Source organism: Acinetobacter sp. 161(2023) (assembly GCF_037027805.1).
In the GTDB taxonomy this organism is placed as follows: Bacteria; Pseudomonadota; Gammaproteobacteria; order Pseudomonadales; family Moraxellaceae; genus Acinetobacter.
Genome location: NZ_JAZEYD010000009.1, coordinates 11,851 through 32,457, shown reverse-complemented (window position 1 = coordinate 32,457; position 20,607 = coordinate 11,851). Strand labels below are relative to the sequence as shown.

Genomic DNA, 20,607 nt, shown 5'->3' with positions numbered 1-20,607 from the left:
AAAAAAAACTCAAAAATAAAAATACACATGTTCTAAATTTCATTTTTTTTTAATAACAAGGTTTTCCCTTTATGTCTTATTTAGTGATTACATTAAAAGTTCATATATCTAATCAGTCTGGACCAGCTTCTAATATTCGTATCTAGTGGTGGATTAGATGAGTAAAATTTTTTTCAATATTCCCAAACTGCCTCCCCAAGCATTAAACCTACTCGTCCCCTTTTTCTTAACTTTCATTATGAGTGGGGTCATATCAATCATTAGCGTTATCAAAAGTATAGGACTAAATACAGCGTTAATCGGCATATGGTTACCGACATGGCTTTATTCTTGGATGGTGGCATTTCCAACGGCTTTGGTTGTATTACCTTTGGCTAAAAAATTTAGCCTGCTATTCGTGACCCCCCGTAGAATCAGAGTACAGAAAGATGCCTCCAATATCTGAAACAGTATATCTAATCTATAAAACTCTATTCATTGGTATAGGCGCTACATTTATTTTAGATTTATGGGCTTTGCTCCTAAATAGGTTGTTTCATGTATCTATCACGAATTGGGCAATGGTTGGCCGCTGGCTGGGGCATTTACCATCTGGCCAATTTATACAAAAAAAATTAGTAAATGCTCGTCCAATCCCTTTTGAAAAAGCCCTGGGTTGGTTAGCCCATTACATCATTGGTATTGTTTACGTTCTTATACTCATAAGTTTTGAAGGAACATATTGGTTTACGCAACCAACAATTCTTCCTCCTCTTTTAATCTCATGGATACTAATAATTGCACCCTTCTTTGTGATGATGCCTGGTATGGGTGCTGGTATAGCAGGATCAAATACTCTTCATCCAGCAAAAACCAGATTTTTTAGTTTTATTGGACATTCTATCTTTGGGCTAGGCATGTTTATCAGTGCTTTTCTTACGAATCTTCATATTGGTTGAGCAGCTACAATGTTAATTAATGCTGATTTCTCGCAAATCGCTATTATCCGATCACAAGATTATCATTGGGTAAAATCTCCTGGTGGTGAGGTTGAACGAGTTATGTTTGACCGCATTGGTGATGAAACTGCTCGAGCAACAAGCTTAGTTCGATATGCCCCACAAACAGCATTTCCAGAACATCAACACCCCCAAGGTGAAGAGATTTTCGTGCTGTCAGGTGTATTTACTGAAAATAATCTTCAGCATTATCCAGCAGGATGGTATCTACGTAATCCCCATGGCTCCTTTCATACACCTTCAAGTGGTCAAGATGGTGCTTTAATTTTCGTTAAATTAATGCAACTCCCAATGTCAGAAACAGAACCTTTACGTATTAATACAAATGATCCTAAACAATGGAAAACGATTAAGAATCGTCTGATTTGTCCATTAATTTCCACAATTTATGAGCATACTTATTTAGAAAGACTCCATATTAAGCAAAGCTTTGAAGCAACATCTGATAAAGGATTCGAAATTCTCATTATTAATGGTCAATTATGTCATGAACATATGACATATGAAGCAGGAACTTGGATACGGCTCCCTCCTAAAACTCACCTCAAATTCTATGCAGGCTTTACCGGTGCAACACTCTATATAAAAAAAGAGCATCTGAAAGGCAGCCTTTAAATGATTAAGTCAAAAATTATTATTATTGGTGCTGGGCTAAGTGGGTTATATGCTGCTTATTTATTAGAGCAGGCTAATTTCTCCGACTACCTTTTATTAGAGGCTAGAGATCGCCTAGGTGGTCGCATCTTTAGTTCACATGGCTTTGATTTGGGGGCAACATGGATTTGGCCTGAAATGAATCCACAGTTAAGGCGATTAGTGAATGAATTAGATTTGCCTGTTGTTGAACAAGCTGCAAATGGCGATGTAATCATTGAGCAAAGCCAAGCAACGCCTCCCGTACGATTATCAAATCATATTTGGTCTACTCCATCTATTCGACTTAAAAATGGAATGGATCATCTTATTCAAGCTTTAAAGCAAAAAATTCCTGCTAATAAAATCAAGATGGCACAACAAGTCACCGATCTTATTTGCCACAAACCGCATGAGATTGAAATGACTGCCCAAGATCATGCAGAGCAAAAAATCACTTATCAGGCACACTCCATTTTATTGGCTATCCCACCTCGTTTAGCCATACAGAAAATAAAATTTACCCCTGAACTTCCCCAGTATATTTCACAGCAATGGCAAAAAACTGCAACATGGATGGCCCCCCATGCCAAATATCTTGCCATTTACCCCGAACCATTTTGGAAACAACAAGGTTTATCTGGTCAGGTTCGTAGCTCTATTGGGCCTATGGTTGAAATTCATGATGCATCTATACCCAATGATCAAGCAGCATTATTTGGTTTCTTAGGTGTTCCATCTACAGCACGACAAAAAATTGATGAAAAAGATCTCATTGTTCACTGCCAAGCACAGCTTATTCGACTCTTTGGAAGTCAAGCAAACAAACCAGAACTGGAATTGCTTAAAGATTGGTCAACAGATTCATTTACAGCAACAGAAGCAGACTGGATGAACCCAGCCTCAATACACGCTTTCTCACCAGATATAACACCGACTACCTCAATCTGGGATAACCAGATTATCGGAATTGCAAGTGAATGGTCAAAACACCATTCAGGTTACCTTGCGGGTGCTGTCGATGCTACGAAAGTAGGCATTCAGTATCTTTTTAAGAATAATCAATATATTTAGAGATCAGGATTTAAAACATGAAAACGACATATACAGCAGCACAAGCAAGTCAAACTGGATTACTAGAACTCGTTGAGCGACCTATTCCAGTACCTCGAACAGGTGAGGTTTTACTTGCCTTAGAAGCCTGTGGAATCTGTGGCGCAGATATGATGACGGTAGAGAATATTAATCCGGACTTTTTTCCACGTGTTCCGGGACATGAGGTTGTTGGTCGTATTATTGCTCTTCCAAAACATACTTTGGGTTCGTGGGAAATTGGCCAGCGTGTAGGAGTTGGTCGATTAGGTGGACATTGTAATCAATGTTCTGAATGTCGTCAGGGATTATTTAATTTGTGTAATCAACAACCTATTATGGGCAGTACCCATGATGGGGGTTATGCAGAAATGATGATTGCCAAAGAAACTGGTTTAGTTGCCATTCCTGATGAATTAAGTTCGGTCGAAGCAGCCCCCTTACTTTGTGCAGGTATTGCGACCTTCAATGCACTTAAAAAATCAGGTGCACAAGCAGGTGATCTCGTCGCTATATTTGGTATCGGTGGATTAGGCCATTTAGCTATTCAATATGCAAAAAAAATGGGGTTTAAAGTTGTTGCTATTGGTCGTGGGCAAGATATTGCCGAACAATCAACAAAATTAGGAGCGCATCTCTACATCAATACCGATTTAGAAAATGCTGTCGAAAAACTACAACATTTAGGTAAAGCACAAGTTATTTTATCAACAATTACTAATGGTGAAATAACATCTAACTTATTTGCAGGCCTTGCTCCACATGGAAAGTTAATGATTGTTGGCGTCGGTAAAGAACCACTCACTATCCCCGCCCCAGCTTTAGTTGGAGGAGAACGTAGTGTTGAGGGGGCAATCACAGGGACACCTTATGAAATAGAAAGAACCCTTGATTTCAGTGTATTAACTAATACACGTGCCATGGTTAAAACTTACCCGTTAGAGCAAGTTGAGGAAGCTTATTTAAAAATGAAATCAGGGCAAGCTCAATTTCGAATTGTGCTAACCATGTAGAACTATTTCGAAAAACGTTTCTTTCTTAACTTCAAAAATTCAGTACCGCACAGGCTTTTTATGCTTCAAAACACCATGCACCGCCAAGTTCTCATTTTAGCGAGCTCGCAATCACTTTTCCAAACCGTTTCTGTTATGGTCATGACTATTGGTGGTCTGGCTGGGGCCAATATTGCAAACACACCAACACTTGCAACACTGCCCATCGCTTCTATGTTTTTGGGTACGGCTTTAATGATGTTCCCAGCCTCAATGCTCATGGCACGTGTAGGGAGACGTAGTGGTTTTCTTTGCGGCGCAGCCTTAGGTGTACTTGGTGGCATTATTGCCTCTATTGGTATTTTTTATAGCTCACTCATGCTTTTAGCTTTAGGCACACTATGTGTTGGATCTTATCAATCCTTTGCGCAGTTTTACCGTTTTGCTGCCAGTGAAGTAGCAGATGATGCGTTCCGCTCACGCGCTATTTCTTGGGTGATGGCAGGTGGAATTGTTGCAGCTCTCATTGGCCCAACTTTAGCGCGCTTCGGTGGGCCTTTATTCCAGCATTTAGAATATATCGGTTCATTTTTAATTATTAGTATCATCTCACTGGTAGCAATGGGGATTTTATCTAACCTGTATATTGCCGATAGAGTTGAGCAAAAGTCCGATTTTACTGCTGGTCGCCCATGGCAACAGATTGTCTTCCAACCGACCTATCTAGTTGCTCTGTTTGGTGCAGTTACAGGTTATGGCATCATGATTTTAGGTATGACCGCCACGCCAATTGCCATGCGACATTCACACCATGAACTAGGCACGATTACAACTGTCATTCAGCTTCATGTGCTTGGTATGTTCCTACCCTCATTCTTTACTGGAAATTTAATCGCCCGATTTGGTGTACTTAAAATCATGTTTGCCGGTCTTATATTATTTGCTTGTTACATTGGTTTTTCCCTCTCAGGTATTCAGTTCGCATCTTTTGCTATTTCTTTAATTTTATTAGGCGTCGGATGGAATTTTTTATTTATTGGCAGCACGTCTTTACTCACAGGAACTTATACAGCGGCTGAAAAAGCTAAGGCCCAAGCCATTAACGACATGACTGTTTTTATTGTAGGCTTAATTTGTTCTTTTAGCGCAGGTGCGTTACTCGATTTATTCGGCTGGAAAGCAATGAATATCGCATTAGTACCTTGGTTGGTAGTAGCCGCAATTTCTCTTATCTGGCTACATTCAAAACAGTCTAGAAAAACGATATAGCAAAATGCATAATATAGATAAAAGTACTACTCTTAGTACTTTTATCAAATTATTGTCTTTCTTTCGTTTCCTGAACCAACCATTCTTTAAATGCGGTTAACTTAGACAATGTACAACTTTCTTCACGATAAACAATATAATAAGCTAACGGTGAAATACAGGATATTTCAGGATAAAGACGCATTAGATTTCCTTTTTTTAAATCATCACAAGCAATTACGCTCCGTCCTAATGCAATACCATGCCCTTCTATAGCCAATTGCAATACCCCAGCAGAATTGTTTATTTTAAAACCACTTTGATTATTTTCACTCGTAATATGATTTGATTTAAGCCATTTATCCCAAGTAATAAAACCCGAATTATTATCCATTGATAAACAATGTATTAGAGGTAGATCTAATAATTTTTTAATGTCTTTTAATTGAGATTGATAATTCTGATAAAAATCAGGCGAACAAACAGGAAAAATTTCTTCTTCCATCAATTTTTCTGCCACTAAGCCTGACCAATAGCCAGTTCCATATCTCACTGCAATATCAATACCGTGACTACTAAAATCAACTGGCTTTAGGTCAGTATCAAAATTAATTTCTATTTCTGGATATGCCTGCTGAAAACTATGAATCCGTGGTAATAGCCACTTACTTGCAAATGTTGGGCTAATAGCTACTGTTAACTTTTGTTTTGCACTACTTACCTTTGCCTTATTCACTGCTTTACTAAGATAGTCAAATCCAGTTTGAATATCAGGTAATATCTGTTCTGCAAGCTCAGTTAACTTTAATCGCTTTTTTCCACTTGATTGCCGATAAAACAAAGTTATTCCTAACAACTCCTCTAAAGAGCGGACAGATTGGCCAACTGCAGCAGAAGTAACGTTTAATTCTTGGGCTGCCCCTGAGAAACTTTGATGCCTCGCACTTGCCTCGAAAGCTTTAAGCGCATTTAGATGTTTTGGAATATCCATTTTCGTTAAAGTTTTTCTTTAAATGAATTAAAGTATAAATCATTTGATCAATATCCTAAATATATAAAAAATATCGATGATTTATAAAGGAATGGACATTAGTAGAAAATGCAATCATATCGAACCAAGCTAAGTATCTTTCTCTGTCTTAGTATGTGCTTAGGTATCGGTATCCTAAGATTTTCATATACCGCTCTTCTCCCATCTACACGAGAAGCATTTGGTTGGAGCCATGAATTTGCAAGTGTATTAAGTAGCGCTAACTTATTGGGCTATTTGGTGGGAGCCCTTCTAGCAATGCGTTTACCACAAACAAAGATAATGAGTAATGTTATTCAAGGTGCAGCTATTTGTGGAATGATAAGTCTAATCTGCTGTGCTTTCTCAAATTTTGATGAATTATGGTATATCTGCTGGCGCGTACTTTCAGGTGTTAGTGGTGGCTTATTAATGATCTTATCTCCAAGTGTTATCGCACAATGTTCCGCGCCCCAAGATCGCTTTAGAATTAATTTCATTGGCTTTAGTGGAATAGGTATTGGAGTTTTATTAGCAACTCTATTTTTACCTTATTTAGATCGTATTTCTATTCAAACTGCATGGCTTATTCTGAGTACTTTTGCACTTATAATATGTATTGCTCTGAGCTATTTATTACAGATTTTTAAACATCAACTAACTGAAAAGGCTCAGATAGATGCTAATCCTACAAAAATTGGGACTCTGTTTTATAGCTTACTTATAGCATATAGTTCGAGTGCATTTGCATATATACCTCACTCATTGTTTTGGATTGATTATTTAAGTCATGAATTAAAAATAAAATTAATACTAGTAAATATAAACTGGATTCTTTATGGCACTGGAAGTGCGCTGGGTGCTTATATTGCTTATCTTCTAGCCAGAAAGCTTGGAAATTTTATTGCACTGAAAATTTTATATAGCTTTTATATTTTAGCTATATTTATAGCTATATTTAGCTATAATCAGTTATTCGCTTTTTTATCTTCCTTCCTAACTGGGTTACTTAATCCAGCAGTTGTATTTTTAACTTCTTATACAATTCTACAATTATATGGTCTTTCCTATAAAAAGCTTTGGAGTGTAGCGACCTTGTGTTTTGCTTCAATCCAATTAATTGGTGGAATTTGTTTTAGTTTTTTACAAAAATTTGGGTTTGAATATAATCAACAATTTATACTGGCATCAATTGTGTTACTTATGGGTACTATACAATTAATGTGGTTTACTCGTGCATCAAACTCCTATATTTCGCCTCAAAAAATCTTATAAATCTATAAAAAAGCTATTTATTAATAGCTTTTTCTCTTCTTAAATATCTTTTAGCTGAATAGCTAACATCTCACCCGTGGCACATACTAAGTCATTTGCTAATAAAGCGAGCTCAACCTTTACTTTCCTATTTTCTATTGAGATTAATTTTGCTGTTACTGTTAATTCGCATTCTGTAGGTGTTGGTTTCTCAAAATTAACTGTTAAACTACCAGTTACAAATCTAACTAATGGTTCTGACCCATCAAATTTATTACCGATAGTTAAACTTTTGAAGGCTGCAGCTGAAGCTGCACCATGGCAATCTAGCAGAGAGGCAATGAGCCCACCATAAAGATGGTCTGGTACACCTCCAGTATAAATATTAGATGGTGTTATTTTAGCAATGGTAGTATTCATATCGTCACTCCAAAAGCTTTTTAGATGATGCCCATGTTTATTATTACGGCCGCATCCAAAACAATGACTATATTCCTCAGGATAGAGATCCTGAAATGCTTTTCCTTGCATAATATTACCTACTATTAATTAGTCTTAATTATATTTAATTAAGACTAAATTTTAATATATAGCTTTAACCATTTAAATACTAGGTCATTAATTTAAACTGCTAAAATTGTAACTTTCTTGAATCATCCATTCTTTAAAAGCTAATATTCTAGGTAAATTAGATAATTCATGTCGATAAACAATATAGTAAGATAATGGCGATTGATAATTTATATTTGGAAAAAGTCTTATTAATCTACCAGAACGGATATCATCCTGTACCATAACACTACGTGCTAATGCGATCCCATGTCCATCCATAGTTGTCTGTAAAACAGCAGCAGAATTATTTATTTGTATATTGCGTTTATTTTGAAATGAACTAAACCCAGCTGCTTCTAACCATTTTTCCCATGTAGGGAATTTAGAATGAGCTTCCATTGATTGATCATGAATCAGGATTTCTGTTAATAGATCTTCTAAACAAATTTTTGAATCTCTGTTCCGTAAAAAGCTAGGTGAACATACTGGATAAACCTCTTCATCCATAATTTTGATTGCATCTAAATCAGCCCAACATCCCTCTCCATATCTTATACCTATATCAATTTTATTGGCTAAAAAATCTATAGTTTTAAGATTCATATCTAACCGTACATTTAAATCAGGCCATTTATTCTGAAACTGATCTATTCTTGGCAGTAACCATTTTGTAGCAAATGCAGGGCTAACTGTAACAGTTAAAACACCAGTAGAACTACCTAATTTTAATTTTTCTAATCCAATAGCTAATTTATCAAAACCAGACTGTATATCTGGCAATGCTATTTCAGCCACTTCAGTAGTAATTAATCTATTTTTTCCTTTTGATTGTCTATAGAATAAAGGAAAACCTAAATATTCCTCTAATGCCCTTACTAATTGCCCTACTGCAGCTGGAGTAACATTTAATTCTTGAGCTGCTTCAGAGAAACTTTTATATCTTGCACTTGCTTCAAAAGCTTTTAGAGCATTTAAGTAAATCGGCTTATTCATACAGATAAAGATTTTATTTCAATAACTAATATACTATATATTATTTTAATTATTAAAAAGTCTCGTCTATAGATATATTACTTTTTAGTTATTTACTTTCAACTTTATACAAATAAGACAATTTGTTAAATGAAAAACAAATTGTCTTAAGGTGAGATTAAATGAATAATTTCAAATATGTATAAAATTTCATACCATAAGAATTTAATATATTCACTTTAACTTAACGTCAAAACTAGATCCATATTTCTAACTTGCTTACCTGCACTCATTAAAACTTCCTGAACCACACAGTCCTGATCAGCTTTAATGGCAAGCTCCATCTTCATCGCTTCAATGGTAAATAAGGTTTCACCCTTCTTGACTGACTGACCCAATTTCACAGGTACTGTACTAATCATCCCTGGCATTGAAGCACCGATATGTTTCGGATTTGTCGGGTCTGCCTTCGGATGAGTAGTTACTTCTTTTTGGCTTGCCTGTTTAATCTGAACCAGACGTAACTGACCATTCAGCTCTACAAATAGATCAATCACACCATCTTTGGCTTCTGAACGGCCCAGCAATTTTATTTCTAGTGTCTTGCCTCGTTCAAGCTCAATTTCAACTGGACTTTGCTCTTTTAAACCATAAAAGAAGGCTGAAGATGGAATACTTGATACCGTGCCATATTTCTGTTTGTGTTTCATAAAGTCGGTAAAGACCTTTGGATACATCAGATATGATGCCAGCTCCTGTTCGGTAAGTTCTTTCCCGAACATATTTTTAAGCATTGCTTTTTCACCTGCCAAATCGACTGGTGGCATCACTGCTCCTGGGCGATCAAGGAGTGGAGCTGCACCCTTTAACACCTTGTGCTGTAATTCTTTTGGAAAACCATGTGCCGGTGTGCCTAACTCACCTTTAAACAGGGAAACCACCGACTCAGGGAAATCAATCTCAAGTTTCGGGTTTTCAATATCTTCTGAATTAAGATTATTCGACACCATATATAAAGCCATGTCACCCACCACTTTTGACGTTGGGGTAACTTTCACAATGTCGCCAAACAATAAGTTGACTTGTGCATAGGCATCGGAAACTTCAGACCAGCGTTCTTCAATGCCTAGGGAGCGAGCCTGTTCACGTAAGTTGGTATATTGCCCACCCGGCATTTCATGGTGATAGACATCGGCTGTACCCGCACGCATATCTGCCTCAAATGGTGCATAGATATGACGTACACCTTCCCAGTAAGTAGAAAGCTGTTGCAGGTTATTCGGGTTGAGTCCTGTATCACGCTCGGTATTTTGTAAGGATGCAACCACTGAGCCCATACTCGGTTGTGACGTGAGTCCACTCATGGCATCCATGGCCGTATCAACTGCATCAACACCAACATCGATGGCAGACAAAATGCTGGCCGCGGCTATACCGCTGGTATCATGGGTGTGAAAATGAATCGGCAATCCTGTTTCTTCTTTCAATGCCTTGATCAGCTCACGCGCTGCAGCTGGCTTACAAATACCGGCCATATCCTTAATGGCGAGAATGTTAGCCCCTGCTTTTTGCAGTTGCTTTGCCATATCAACATAGTAGTTGAGGTTATATCTGCGGTTGTTATCAAAAATATCACTGGTATAGCAGATTGCTGTTTCACACAGCATGCCTGACTCTCGAACTGCATCAATGGCAACCCGCATGTTATCGACCGCATTAAGTGAGTCAAATACACGGAACAGGTCGATCCCACCTTGCGCAGCCTGTCCAATAAAGTGACGGACGACATTATCTGGATAGTTGGTATATCCCACTGCATTGGATGAGCGAAGTAGCATTTGGAATAAAATGTTTGGCACAGCTTCACGCAGTTGAGCCAGACGCTCCCAGGGGTCTTCTTTTAAAAAGCGCATCGACACATCAAAGGTTGCCCCGCCCCAACATTCCAGTGAAAACAGCTCACTGGCCATATGAGAATAATAAGGTGCAATCGCCAGCATATCTGCGGTACGCATTCGGGTTGCAAATAAGGACTGATGGGCATCACGCATAGTGGTATCAGTGACCAATACACGCTTTTGGTCTAGCATCCAGTTTGCGAAACCTTCTGCACCCAGCAACTTAAACTGGTCTCGGGTTCCACTAGGAAGGGGCTGGTTTAAGTTAAATATCGGTAACTGTGCCGGAGCAGGTACCGTTTCAGGAAGTGAACGCCCTTTGAGTTCGGGTTGTCCATTGACAGTAATGTCGCCTAAAAACTCTAGTAACTTAGTCGCACGGTCCTGTTTAGGTTTAAGGTTAAATAATTCAGGCGTGGTATCAATAAATCGGGTGGTACAGGTGCCTTGTGTAAATAAAGGATGAGTTACTACATTTTCAAGAAATGCCAGATTATTTGAGACGCCGCGGATACGAAACTCCTGTAACGCTCGCAGCATACGGGCATTGGCTTCATCACCACTTGCACCGCGAACCGTGACTTTAGCGAGTAAGGAATCATAATATGGCGTAATGACTGCACCGGTATAGGCAGTACCACTGTCTACCCGTACCCCAAAACCGGTTGCACTACGAAATGCTGTTAGACGCCCATAGTCTGGCATAAAGCCATTTTTAGGATCTTCTGTGGTGAGTCGGCATTGCAGTGCATGACCTAATAATTTGATCTGATCTTGTGGTGGAATAAAACTACTACCATCTCCAACTGCAGCTCCTTCAGTCACCCGAATTTGTGCCTTAACAATATCAATGCCCGTAATTTCTTCAGTAACCGTATGTTCAACCTGAATGCGCGGGTTAACTTCAATAAAGTAAAAGTCCTCTGTTTCGGCATCCATTAAAAATTCAACCGTACCCGCATGGGTGTAATCTACCGCACGAGCCAGTCTTAAAGCTGCGTCACAGATTTTACTGCGCTGTATTTCAGATAAATAAGGTGCTGGCGCACGCTCGACCACCTTCTGGTTACGTCGTTGTACCGTACAATCCCGTTCAAACAGATGGACAATATTGCCATGGGTATCACCCAAGATCTGTACTTCGACATGGCGTGCATGGCGAATGAGTTTCTCTAGATAGACTTCGTCATTGCCAAATGCGGATTTGGCTTCACGACGTGCAACAGTAATTGCATCTTCGAGTTCATTTTCATTTTCAACCACACGCATGCCACGGCCACCTCCACCCCAGCTGGCTTTGAGCATAAGTGGATAACCCACTTCAGCCGCTAGTAATTGGCAGTCTTCAAGGCGTTCCGGTAGTGCCGATGTGGCAGGAACCACAGGCACACATGCAACCATTGCAACGTTACGTGCCATTACCTTGTTGCCTAACTGACGCATTACTTCCGGTTTTGGACCGATAAAACGGATTCCCGCTTGGCTACAGGCCTCGGCAAACTCAGGGTTTTCAGACAAGAAACCATAGCCCGGATGGATGGCATCTACGCCTGCCTCAAGTGCAATACGGATAATATCTTCAATATCCAGATAGGCCGCGATTGGCTTTTTGCCTGCGCCTACCCGATAAGCCTCATCCGACTTGAAGCGATGCAAGGCAAATTTATCTTCTTCTGCATAAATTGCAACCGTGCGGATGCCCATTTCTGTAGCGGCACGCATTACTCGAATTGCGATTTCACCACGGTTGGCAATCAGTAATTTTTGAATAGGCTTAATCATTTCTTTAACCATCGAATTTGTAAATCTTCCTGAAAATCTTTTTGTAATAACTTTTTAGAAGTTATAGAAAAATAAAAGATTCAATAATCTACTCCACCCTTGATCATCGCCTTGGGCGAAAGAGTCTGCATTACCGCCTATAAACGGATCATTTTTCCCGAGCATATATTCTGCAGCGACAGAAAAATGCCCTTTATCTACCTGAACACCAAAAATATTTCGGGTAGAAGTTTTAAAATCTTTCGGGTCTTTACGCAAAGCACTATATGTTGCATATGGGGTTAGAGACCAACCGTAAAGTACATCCTTAAAAACATAATTGATGTCTGCGGTATAAAAATCGCCTTCATTAGCTAAGTTATAAGAACTATCAAATGAACCGATTACGGAATAATCACGACCTAAAACATCATGATTAGAAACCTTATTTTTGCCTGCGGTTAGCGTAATATTTGCATTCTTATAATTTATCTTACTAAACAGAGCCCAAGCATTTCGGTGACCAGTTTCAGAGTTATCTTTATTTTCAATGTCCGAATACCAGTAAGACGACCCTACATTTAACTTTAAATCTGGGTAAGCAGATACAGGAATGTCTTGTTGTAACCGCACAATAAACATATTTTTTTCTTTTACATATGGGTCACTGTCATTATCGGGATCAACATAATTAGCTGAATAACGGGAAGAATCTTTACTATTACCCGTATAATTTCCCGCATCACGTGCGAAGAATGCTGCATCAAGTTTGGTAGTCGTAAAAGGTTTTGTTGAATAGCTAATCCCCAGATTATGTACATCTTCTAAACCTGCATTAATTAAAACACCACCATACCAACTTGTAGACCAGCCACGCCCAGGACCAAAAGGTATTTCCTGAACACCTAACGTAACTCTATTATTTTCATTGAACTTGTATCCTAAATTAGCATCAACAAGTGATGAAAAATCGCATAATTTATCGAATTGATAACAACGATATTCAAAGTTTCCGAATAGATTCTTAGCATCATATTTAATTGCTATTTTTGCTGCATCAAACTTTAGTTTGTGCTCATTATCAGAATAGTCTTTATCTTGAATATTAGCCCGTAACCAACCGGAAATTGAGACTTCACCGGAATCAGTATTTGCATCACCAAATTTTAATGTGTCTGCAAAAAGATGTGGTGAAAGTGTAGATAAAGCTCCGCCAAGAAGAAGATTGATTCTCCATTTTAACATTTCATATTTCCTTTAATATCAAGATTATTCTCTTCTTTAATTTCCTTTTTAAAGAAGAGAGATGGGTTTTTTGACTTATTCAACTCTACGTAGGGAAAGCATTTAAGCTATTTTATGGCTGCTGTTTTTTTTACAGAAACTGATTTTTCAATAGAAGGTGTTATTAGGGACGCTTTTTTCTGATCAGCATATTCTTCCCAATAAGTCGCATTTTTAATACCTACTTCTCTCGGGTCAAACACCGGATCTTTTCCAGCTTTGCGTTGTCTGTCGTAATCTTTTAATACTTTCAATAATGGTTTACTTAACAAAATTAAAGCAATTAGATTGACATACGCCATGCTACCGAAAGTGATGTCACCAAGTGCCCACATTGTTTCGGTACTTGAAATACTGCCCATGAACAATGCGGTAAGACTAGCAATTTTTGCAATTGTCTTAAAAATTGGATACTTATTTTGACGATCAAAGTAAGCAATACCTGACTCAGCTATATAGTAATAGGTCATTAATGTTGTGAAAGCAAAAACTAAAATTGCTAGAGAAATTAACCAAGCACCAGCATCATGAAATACGGTTTGGAGTGCCATAGAAGTCCATTCTGCACCTGCTGCTACTCCAGGTACATGTTCAACTAATGGTGATGTACTACCAGGAGGTGTAACGTTATACATTCCGGTAATTAAGATCATTAACCCAGAGCTAGTTAAAATTAATGCTGTTTCGAAGAAAATAGAGAATGCTTGAATTAGACCTTGTTTAACAGGGTGGGAAGTCATTGCGGCAGCAGAAGCAAATGTTGACTCGCCAGCACCTGCAGCACTTGCAAAGACAGCACGGCGTACACCCCAATTTACAGCTTGACCAATAATCGCACCAAAAACTGCATCCATACCAAATGCACTTTTTACAATTAAAGCAAATGTTTCAGGTATCTGATCATAATGTGCACAGAGTAAAACTACTGTAGCCAAAACATACAGACCTGACATGGTCGGTACAATTTTCTCAGCTGCACGAGCAATACTTTTTACCCCACCCCAAATAATTAATCCGATCCCAATAGTCACCACGATACCAGAGATATATGGAGGGATATGGAATGTAGATTTAAAGGTAGTTGCAATAGTATTCATTTGAATACCAGGCATCATAACCGTATAAGAAATAATTAATACAACTGCGGCTATAGCTGCAAAAGGCTTAAGTTTTAATCCACGATCAATATAATAGTGAACACCACCATAATATTGATCGCCTTCTTTAAACTTATATAACTGAGCTACTGTAGATTCACTGAAAGCTAATGCACCTGCAAGGAATCCCATTATAATCATCCAGAAAATTGCACCTGGACCGCCCATACCAACAGCTAAAGCTACCCCTGCAATATTTCCAACACCAATACGTCCAGCTAATGCCATAAATAGTGCTTGTCTTGGCGATATTCCCGAACTATCTTCTTTTTTCTCACGTATTACACGGAACATTTCGCGAAAGTACCGAAATTGAACGCCTCGAGTAATAAACGTAAAATAAATTCCAACACCAAGCGCCAAATAAACTAGCGTATCGCTCCATAGATATCCCACTATGGTATGTATTAATTGTTCCATTTCCGTTACCTTATTCCATTTCCTTATACGAATTAAGCAAGGTTCAGTTTTTTAAAGACGCAAGAACCCTACATAATGCATGTATATGTATTTGATCTATATGCCATAATTACTATTTAGTAGAACTAAAATGGCATAATTGAAAACTTCCTTATCTAGTCGCTATATCCTTCTTGTTCTTTTTAGCTCCTGAAATACTCTTCTAGATTTAGGCCATGACAAAATAGTCTTAAGACTTTTGCAGAGGTACTTACTTGGTTTGAAGAATGAAGAACCCAATTAAAAGTGATTATTAAATTTAATAATCGCTTTATCTGCTCTTTCATACATATAGATAAATTCTTATTTGAAAAAATCAGAAGGTCTTGTTTGGTCGTATAACCAGCTATCCCTACTATTGATCTTTTTAAACGTAGTAGATTTTGTCTCATAATTATTCCCTTTATGACTAATCCAAGCTTTGTATCTCAAATCGATATGTATACTTGAATGCATCAAATGCTTTTGAAATTTCACTATTAGACTCATCCCAACAGCTAACTTTCTATATGTACAAACTTAGTTTTTCATCCATTTTAAGTTGTGTACAATATTGCATACATTAAAAATATAACGAACTTTATTACTTGTCAATGAAAAAAGATAAAAAATAAACAAATAAAAATATTGATTAAACTTATGTTTTTTAAATAAAAAAACCAATAAAGATCGTCATAAAACAATCTTTATTGGTTTTAATTATTAGATAGATTTGCTGATTATTTTTTAAGTTGCTACGCTTATCTGATCAATTAAGTTTTCTTTCATGTGTTCCATAAAACGATCTCTAAACAGCAAGGTATGAGCATGTGCCTCACTTTCAGCTTTATCCAGTTCTTTATTAGCTATCGCTTCTATTAGGCTTAAATGATCACTTTCCAAATTATCAAAACTAGTCGATTTAGCTAGATGATCAAAATGTAAATAGAATAGTCGTTGGCCCTCTTCTAATAGCCGCTCATAGTATTCAATTAAGAATGGATTTCGTCCTGCTTTAGCAATCTCAAGATGTAATTGTTTATTTTGTTCAAGCATTAGTTGATAGTTACCTTCTCTTGCTGCTTGCACATAAACAGTATCAACATCTTTAATTCTTTGTATATCATCTTCAGTACAATTGGCTGCTGCCAAACGTGTTACAGCACGCTGTAGAAGGTCTAATGCACTAATATATTTTGAAAAATCTTGTAAGTTAAACGGCCGAACAATAGTTGTTCTATTCGGCAGAGTCATTACTAAACCTTCAGCAACAAGACGTGCAAGTGCATCACGAACGGGCGAACGTGAAACCTCAAACCTTTCAGCAAGTGAAATTTCGTCAAGTTGAGTATTCGGTCTTAGCTTTAAAGTTAAGATTTCTTCACGGAGTTGATCATAGACATATTTACCATTATGTCTCTTCTTTACCCCGTCTGTTTCTTTTTTTACTAAACTATTCATAGGCTAGGCCTTATCCAATTCTAACTTTAATTTAATTATATACCTTCTCCCCATGTATCACTTACCATAAAACCTTCTGATAATGGGTCTGTTGGGTCAATACCAAGTTGATGAATACCATATAGCCATGCACGGCCAGTAATATTAGGAATAATCGCAGATTTATCACCAATTTGTACATTACTCGCATACTTCACTTTAAACTGTCCGCCAATAATTGATTGTGAAATTAATTCATCCCCTGGTTGAACAAGTCCACGTTTTGCTAAAGTAGCCAAATTAGCCGAGCTGCCCGTTCCACAAGGAGAGCGATCTACACGGCCTGGTGGTAAAGTTGTACACGTCTGAACTGTTTTTTCATCTAATCGATTTCTAAACATAACGTATGCAATTTCATTAATATCAGAATAAATAGGATGTTGAACATTAAACTGTTGATTAATGAGCTTTCTAAGCTCGATACCTAGTGTCGCTAATTTACGAGCATTATCAGGTACAATCGTTAGATTAACTTGATCAACATTAATAAGTGCATAATAAACACCACCAAAAGCGATATCGAATTTGATTTTCCCGAATGGTTCGACATCTATTTCAGCGTCTAACTGTTCTACAAATGCAGGCATCATTTCTAAGGTAACACTTTCACAGCGCCCATCTTTGCACTGAGCCTTTGCAGTAACCAATCCGGCTGCTGTATCTAAAACAACATTTGTGACTGGTTCCTGCATTTTTACCATACCCATTTCAAGCAATGCAGTTGTCACACAAATACAATTACTACCAGACATTGGGTGAGTCTTATCTGCTTGAAAAATTGCAAAAGCAGCGTCTGCGTTGGGAACTGTAGGAGGTAGCAATAAATTTACAGAAATCTGTAAACATCCTCTAGGTTCTTGGATAACAAAGCGGCGTAAACTATCATCCACCTCGTTCAAGTAATTAACTTTTTCAACCATGCTCTTACCTGGGATATTTAATACTCCTCCAGTAATCACTTTTCCAACCTCACCTTCACAGTGAACATCTACAAGTTGAATCGTTTTTTCCCAACGCATGTCATCACTTCCTTATTGAATATACCAAGCCCATGGTTCTTGACTGTCGTAACTCGTAATCTGTTTAACTTCTAGGTAATTTTCAAGCCCCCAGACTCCTAACTCTCGGCCAATGCCACTTTGTTTATAACCACCCCAAGGAGCTTCGGTAAAAGTAGGTTGAGAACAATTAATCCAGATAATGCCAGCTCTTAGTTTTCGAGCCACACGATTACAGCGCTCTAAATCCTTCGACATTACTGCACCAGCTAATCCAAATATAGAGTTATTTGCAGACTTGATTGCTTCTTCTTCAGTTTTAAATGAACGAATACTCACAACTGGACCAAAAATTTCTTCAGCCCACAATGGGTGATCTTCTGGAACATCAGCAAAAATGGTTGGTTCTATAAAATAACCTTTCGTAAGATTTTTAGGTGGTTTTCCACCACTCAAAAGAGTGATGTTATCTTCAATACCACACTGAATTGCATCCACAACATTTTGATATTGTTTTTGGTTAACGAGTGGACCAAGTTTCACGCCTTCATCAAAACCATTTCCAATTTTAATTTTTTGGCTCTCTTCTACTAGTCTTTCCATAAGTTTTGGATAGATGCCTTCTTGTACCAAAACTCGAGATGTTGCTGAACAAACTTGTCCTTGGTTCCAGAAAATACCAAACATGATCCATTCAACAGCAGCTTCAATATCACTATCATCAAATACGATAAATGCAGATTTTCCACCTAGCTCCAAACTAATATTTTTAACATTTGAAGCCGCTGATAACATAATTTGTTTACCTACAGGTACACTACCAGTAAATGCAACTTTATCAATATCAGGATGTTCTGTTAAGTACGGACCAATTTCTCGCCCATATCCAGTCAAAATATTTAAAACACCTTTCGGTAAACCCACTTTTTCAGCAATACGTCCTAATTCAACAGCTGTAAGTGAGGTTGCTTCAGCAGGCTTAAGAATCATTGTACAACCTGCAGCCAATGCAGGTGCTACCTTCCATGCAGCCATTAATAGTGGGTAATTCCATGGAATAATTGCACATGCCACCCCTACTGGTTCTTTTGTTGCTACGCAACTAAAGCGATCATCACTCAGCTCTATTTTCTCTTCACTATTTTCATCCAGTGATTCAGCTAAATTTGCATAAAAATCGAAGCAACCTGCAGCATCACTGATATCCCACTCAGCTTCTGGGTAAGGTTTACCATTATCTTTAACTTCTAAAGACGAAATTTCTTTTAGATTATCTCGAATTTCTTGAGCAATTGCCCTTAGATAATGCGCTCTCTCTTTACCTGATAATTTCGACCATGAACCATTATCAAATGCTTCTCGCGCTGCACGAACTGCAAGCTCGGCATCTTCTACTGAAGCACAAGCAACATGAGCAATAACCTCTTCAGTACTTGGATCGATACTTTGGAAAGTATTTCCTTTTCGTGTCGGAGTCCATTTTCCATCGATATATAATTGATCGTAAGTCATATCTATTTATCCTTATTAGTTCAATAATTAAAATCTATTTGCTTTAAATGGTGTGAGGTCCACTTTGGTAGGTTGCTGACATAGCATCTCTGTGACTAAACGTCCTGTAGTCGCACCTAAAGTTAACCCAAGCTGCCCATGGCCAAAGGCTAAGGCAACATTTGGTAAACGTGAGCTCATATCAATAATTGGCTTTGTATCAGGCAAAAATGGTCTATAACCAACACCAAATTCCATTCCTTCGGTATTTAATTGAGGTAAAACTTTTTTAGCTTTATCCAAAATTATTTCAGCACGTTTCATATTGGGTTTTGCGCCAGCTGCAGCAAATTCAATCGTTCCACCAATTTGCAGGCCTCTGCTCATTGGGGCAAAACAAAAGCCACCTGACGCATAGATAGTTGAATGCTTAATGTCGACTTCAGGTTTTGGCAAAACGACTTGATAACCCGCAATGCCTGCTAAAGGTGGATCTATACCGAGTTGTTTTGAAAATAGTTGTGAACCAACACCTGCAGCAACCACTGCATAGTCAACATCAATAATTTGATGATTACTTAAAAGAACTTGGCGCAATCTATTATTTTCTTCACGTAATTCGACAACTTCTGCACGTATCCTTTCACCGCCCTTTGCAATAAAACTTTCAGTGAGTGCAGCAATAAAACCTTTAGTATCTTTTACAGCGGTCCAATCATTAAATAACAAACCGTGTTTGAATTTTCCTGTAAAAACAGGTTCTAAGTCTGAAATTTCTTTTTCATTTAGAATTTGATGTTTGAAACCAAAACTTTGTCTTAACTCCAAATATTTCTTCTCATGTTCAATATCATCAGCACTGTCAAAAAGCTCTAAAATAGGTCGTGTGCCTATTAAATCTTTGTCTGGGCAGTCTTCCAACAATACTGCATAGTCTTCATAGACATGTTGAGTTAATGAAGCCAAAGAGCTAGCAATCTCATTTATACGAGATTCTCTTGCACAATTTAAAAAACGTAAAAACCATGGAATAATGCTTGGAAAAGCGGATGGTCTTAATGCTAAAGGTCCCTGTTGATCTAGTAACCAACCAGGAATCTTCATTAAGATCCCTTTTTTTGAAAGTGGAATAATTTCACTCACGGCCATCTGTCCACAGCTCCACTTCGCGGTGCTTTCACCAGCTTCGGATGGGTCAACAACAGTGACTTTAAAACCTTTTTTTTGCAGATAAAGAGCGCAACAGATACCCACTATACCGCCACCAATTACAACAGTATTTTTCAAATTAGATTCTATAGACATTTTTACATTCCATTGATTAATTGAG

Annotated in this window: 17 protein-coding genes; 7 read left to right on the top strand and 10 right to left on the bottom strand. The window is 37.9% G+C overall.

Annotated elements, in window-relative coordinates:
- The first annotated feature begins 157 nt into the window (after positions 1-157).
- From WA249_RS18960 to WA249_RS10190, 6 genes are read left to right on the top strand one after another with little or no spacing between them, the layout of a single operon-like run.
- Entirely contained in the window at positions 158-445 is a 288-nt protein-coding gene (locus WA249_RS18960) for a DUF2798 domain-containing protein (protein ID WP_442891964.1), read from the top strand.
- Positions 429-938, top strand: a complete 510-nt coding sequence (locus WA249_RS10210; protein WP_336168457.1) for a DUF2938 domain-containing protein — start codon at positions 429-431, stop codon at positions 936-938. Before WA249_RS18960 ends, WA249_RS10210 begins: the two co-directional genes overlap by 17 nt.
- Before the next feature lie 9 nt (positions 939-947).
- The gene (locus tag WA249_RS10205; RefSeq protein ID WP_336168456.1) at positions 948-1,613 is read left to right on the top strand and encodes a cupin domain-containing protein; all 666 of its coding nucleotides are present in this window, start codon (positions 948-950) and stop codon (positions 1,611-1,613) included.
- Entirely contained in the window at positions 1,614-2,705 is a 1,092-nt protein-coding gene (locus WA249_RS10200; RefSeq protein WP_336168454.1) for a flavin monoamine oxidase family protein, read from the top strand. It abuts the gene before it with no gap.
- Between the two features lie 17 nt (positions 2,706-2,722).
- Positions 2,723-3,736, top strand: coding sequence for a zinc-binding dehydrogenase (locus tag WA249_RS10195; RefSeq protein ID WP_336168453.1), 1,014 nt, complete (start codon positions 2,723-2,725; stop codon positions 3,734-3,736).
- 60 nt (positions 3,737-3,796) lie between these two features.
- The gene (locus WA249_RS10190; RefSeq protein WP_336168451.1) at positions 3,797-4,984 is read left to right on the top strand and encodes an MFS transporter; all 1,188 of its coding nucleotides are present in this window, start codon (positions 3,797-3,799) and stop codon (positions 4,982-4,984) included.
- Positions 4,985-5,033: 49 nt separating this feature from the next.
- Here the strand turns inward: WA249_RS10190 and WA249_RS10185 are convergent, their stop codons facing one another.
- Positions 5,034-5,954, bottom strand: coding sequence for a LysR substrate-binding domain-containing protein (locus WA249_RS10185; protein ID WP_336168449.1), 921 nt, complete (start codon positions 5,952-5,954; stop codon positions 5,034-5,036).
- Between the two features lie 108 nt (positions 5,955-6,062).
- On the opposite strand from WA249_RS10185, the gene WA249_RS10180 reads away from it, so the two are divergent.
- Entirely contained in the window at positions 6,063-7,247 is a 1,185-nt protein-coding gene (locus WA249_RS10180) for a YbfB/YjiJ family MFS transporter (protein WP_304392644.1), read from the top strand.
- A 39-nt stretch (positions 7,248-7,286) separates the two neighbouring features.
- Here WA249_RS10180 and WA249_RS10175 read toward each other — a convergent pair whose 3' ends face one another.
- From WA249_RS10175 to WA249_RS10135, 9 genes are all read right to left on the bottom strand, one after another.
- Positions 7,287-7,757 (bottom strand): PaaI family thioesterase, encoded by a 471-nt coding sequence (locus tag WA249_RS10175; RefSeq protein WP_336168446.1) that lies wholly within the window; start codon positions 7,755-7,757, stop codon positions 7,287-7,289.
- Positions 7,758-7,844: 87 nt separating this feature from the next.
- Positions 7,845-8,771, bottom strand: a complete 927-nt coding sequence (locus WA249_RS10170; RefSeq protein ID WP_336168444.1) for a LysR substrate-binding domain-containing protein — start codon at positions 8,769-8,771, stop codon at positions 7,845-7,847.
- Between the two features lie 218 nt (positions 8,772-8,989).
- The gene (locus WA249_RS10165) at positions 8,990-12,442 is read right to left on the bottom strand and encodes a pyruvate carboxylase (protein ID WP_336168443.1); all 3,453 of its coding nucleotides are present in this window, start codon (positions 12,440-12,442) and stop codon (positions 8,990-8,992) included.
- A 42-nt stretch (positions 12,443-12,484) separates the two neighbouring features.
- The gene (locus WA249_RS10160) at positions 12,485-13,654 is read right to left on the bottom strand and encodes a hypothetical protein (RefSeq protein ID WP_304392648.1); all 1,170 of its coding nucleotides are present in this window, start codon (positions 13,652-13,654) and stop codon (positions 12,485-12,487) included.
- A 107-nt stretch (positions 13,655-13,761) separates the two neighbouring features.
- Positions 13,762-15,270: an alanine/glycine:cation symporter family protein gene (locus tag WA249_RS10155; protein WP_336168439.1), complete on the bottom strand. Its 1,509-nt coding sequence runs from the start codon at positions 15,268-15,270 to the stop codon at positions 13,762-13,764.
- A gap of 765 nt (positions 15,271-16,035) precedes the next feature.
- Positions 16,036-16,749, bottom strand: a complete 714-nt coding sequence (locus WA249_RS10150) for a GntR family transcriptional regulator (protein ID WP_336168437.1) — start codon at positions 16,747-16,749, stop codon at positions 16,036-16,038.
- A 35-nt stretch (positions 16,750-16,784) separates the two neighbouring features.
- Positions 16,785-17,807 carry a proline racemase family protein gene (locus WA249_RS10145; RefSeq protein WP_336168435.1) on the bottom strand — a complete coding sequence of 341 codons (1,023 nt, stop codon included), beginning with the start codon at positions 17,805-17,807 and terminating at the stop codon, positions 16,785-16,787.
- A gap of 12 nt (positions 17,808-17,819) precedes the next feature.
- Positions 17,820-19,298, bottom strand: a complete 1,479-nt coding sequence (locus WA249_RS10140; protein ID WP_336168433.1) for an aldehyde dehydrogenase family protein — start codon at positions 19,296-19,298, stop codon at positions 17,820-17,822.
- 27 nt (positions 19,299-19,325) lie between these two features.
- Complete coding sequence (locus tag WA249_RS10135; RefSeq protein ID WP_005110708.1) at positions 19,326-20,582, bottom strand: NAD(P)/FAD-dependent oxidoreductase; 1,257 nt, start codon at positions 20,580-20,582, stop codon at positions 19,326-19,328.
- Between the last annotated feature and the right edge of the window lie 25 nt (positions 20,583-20,607).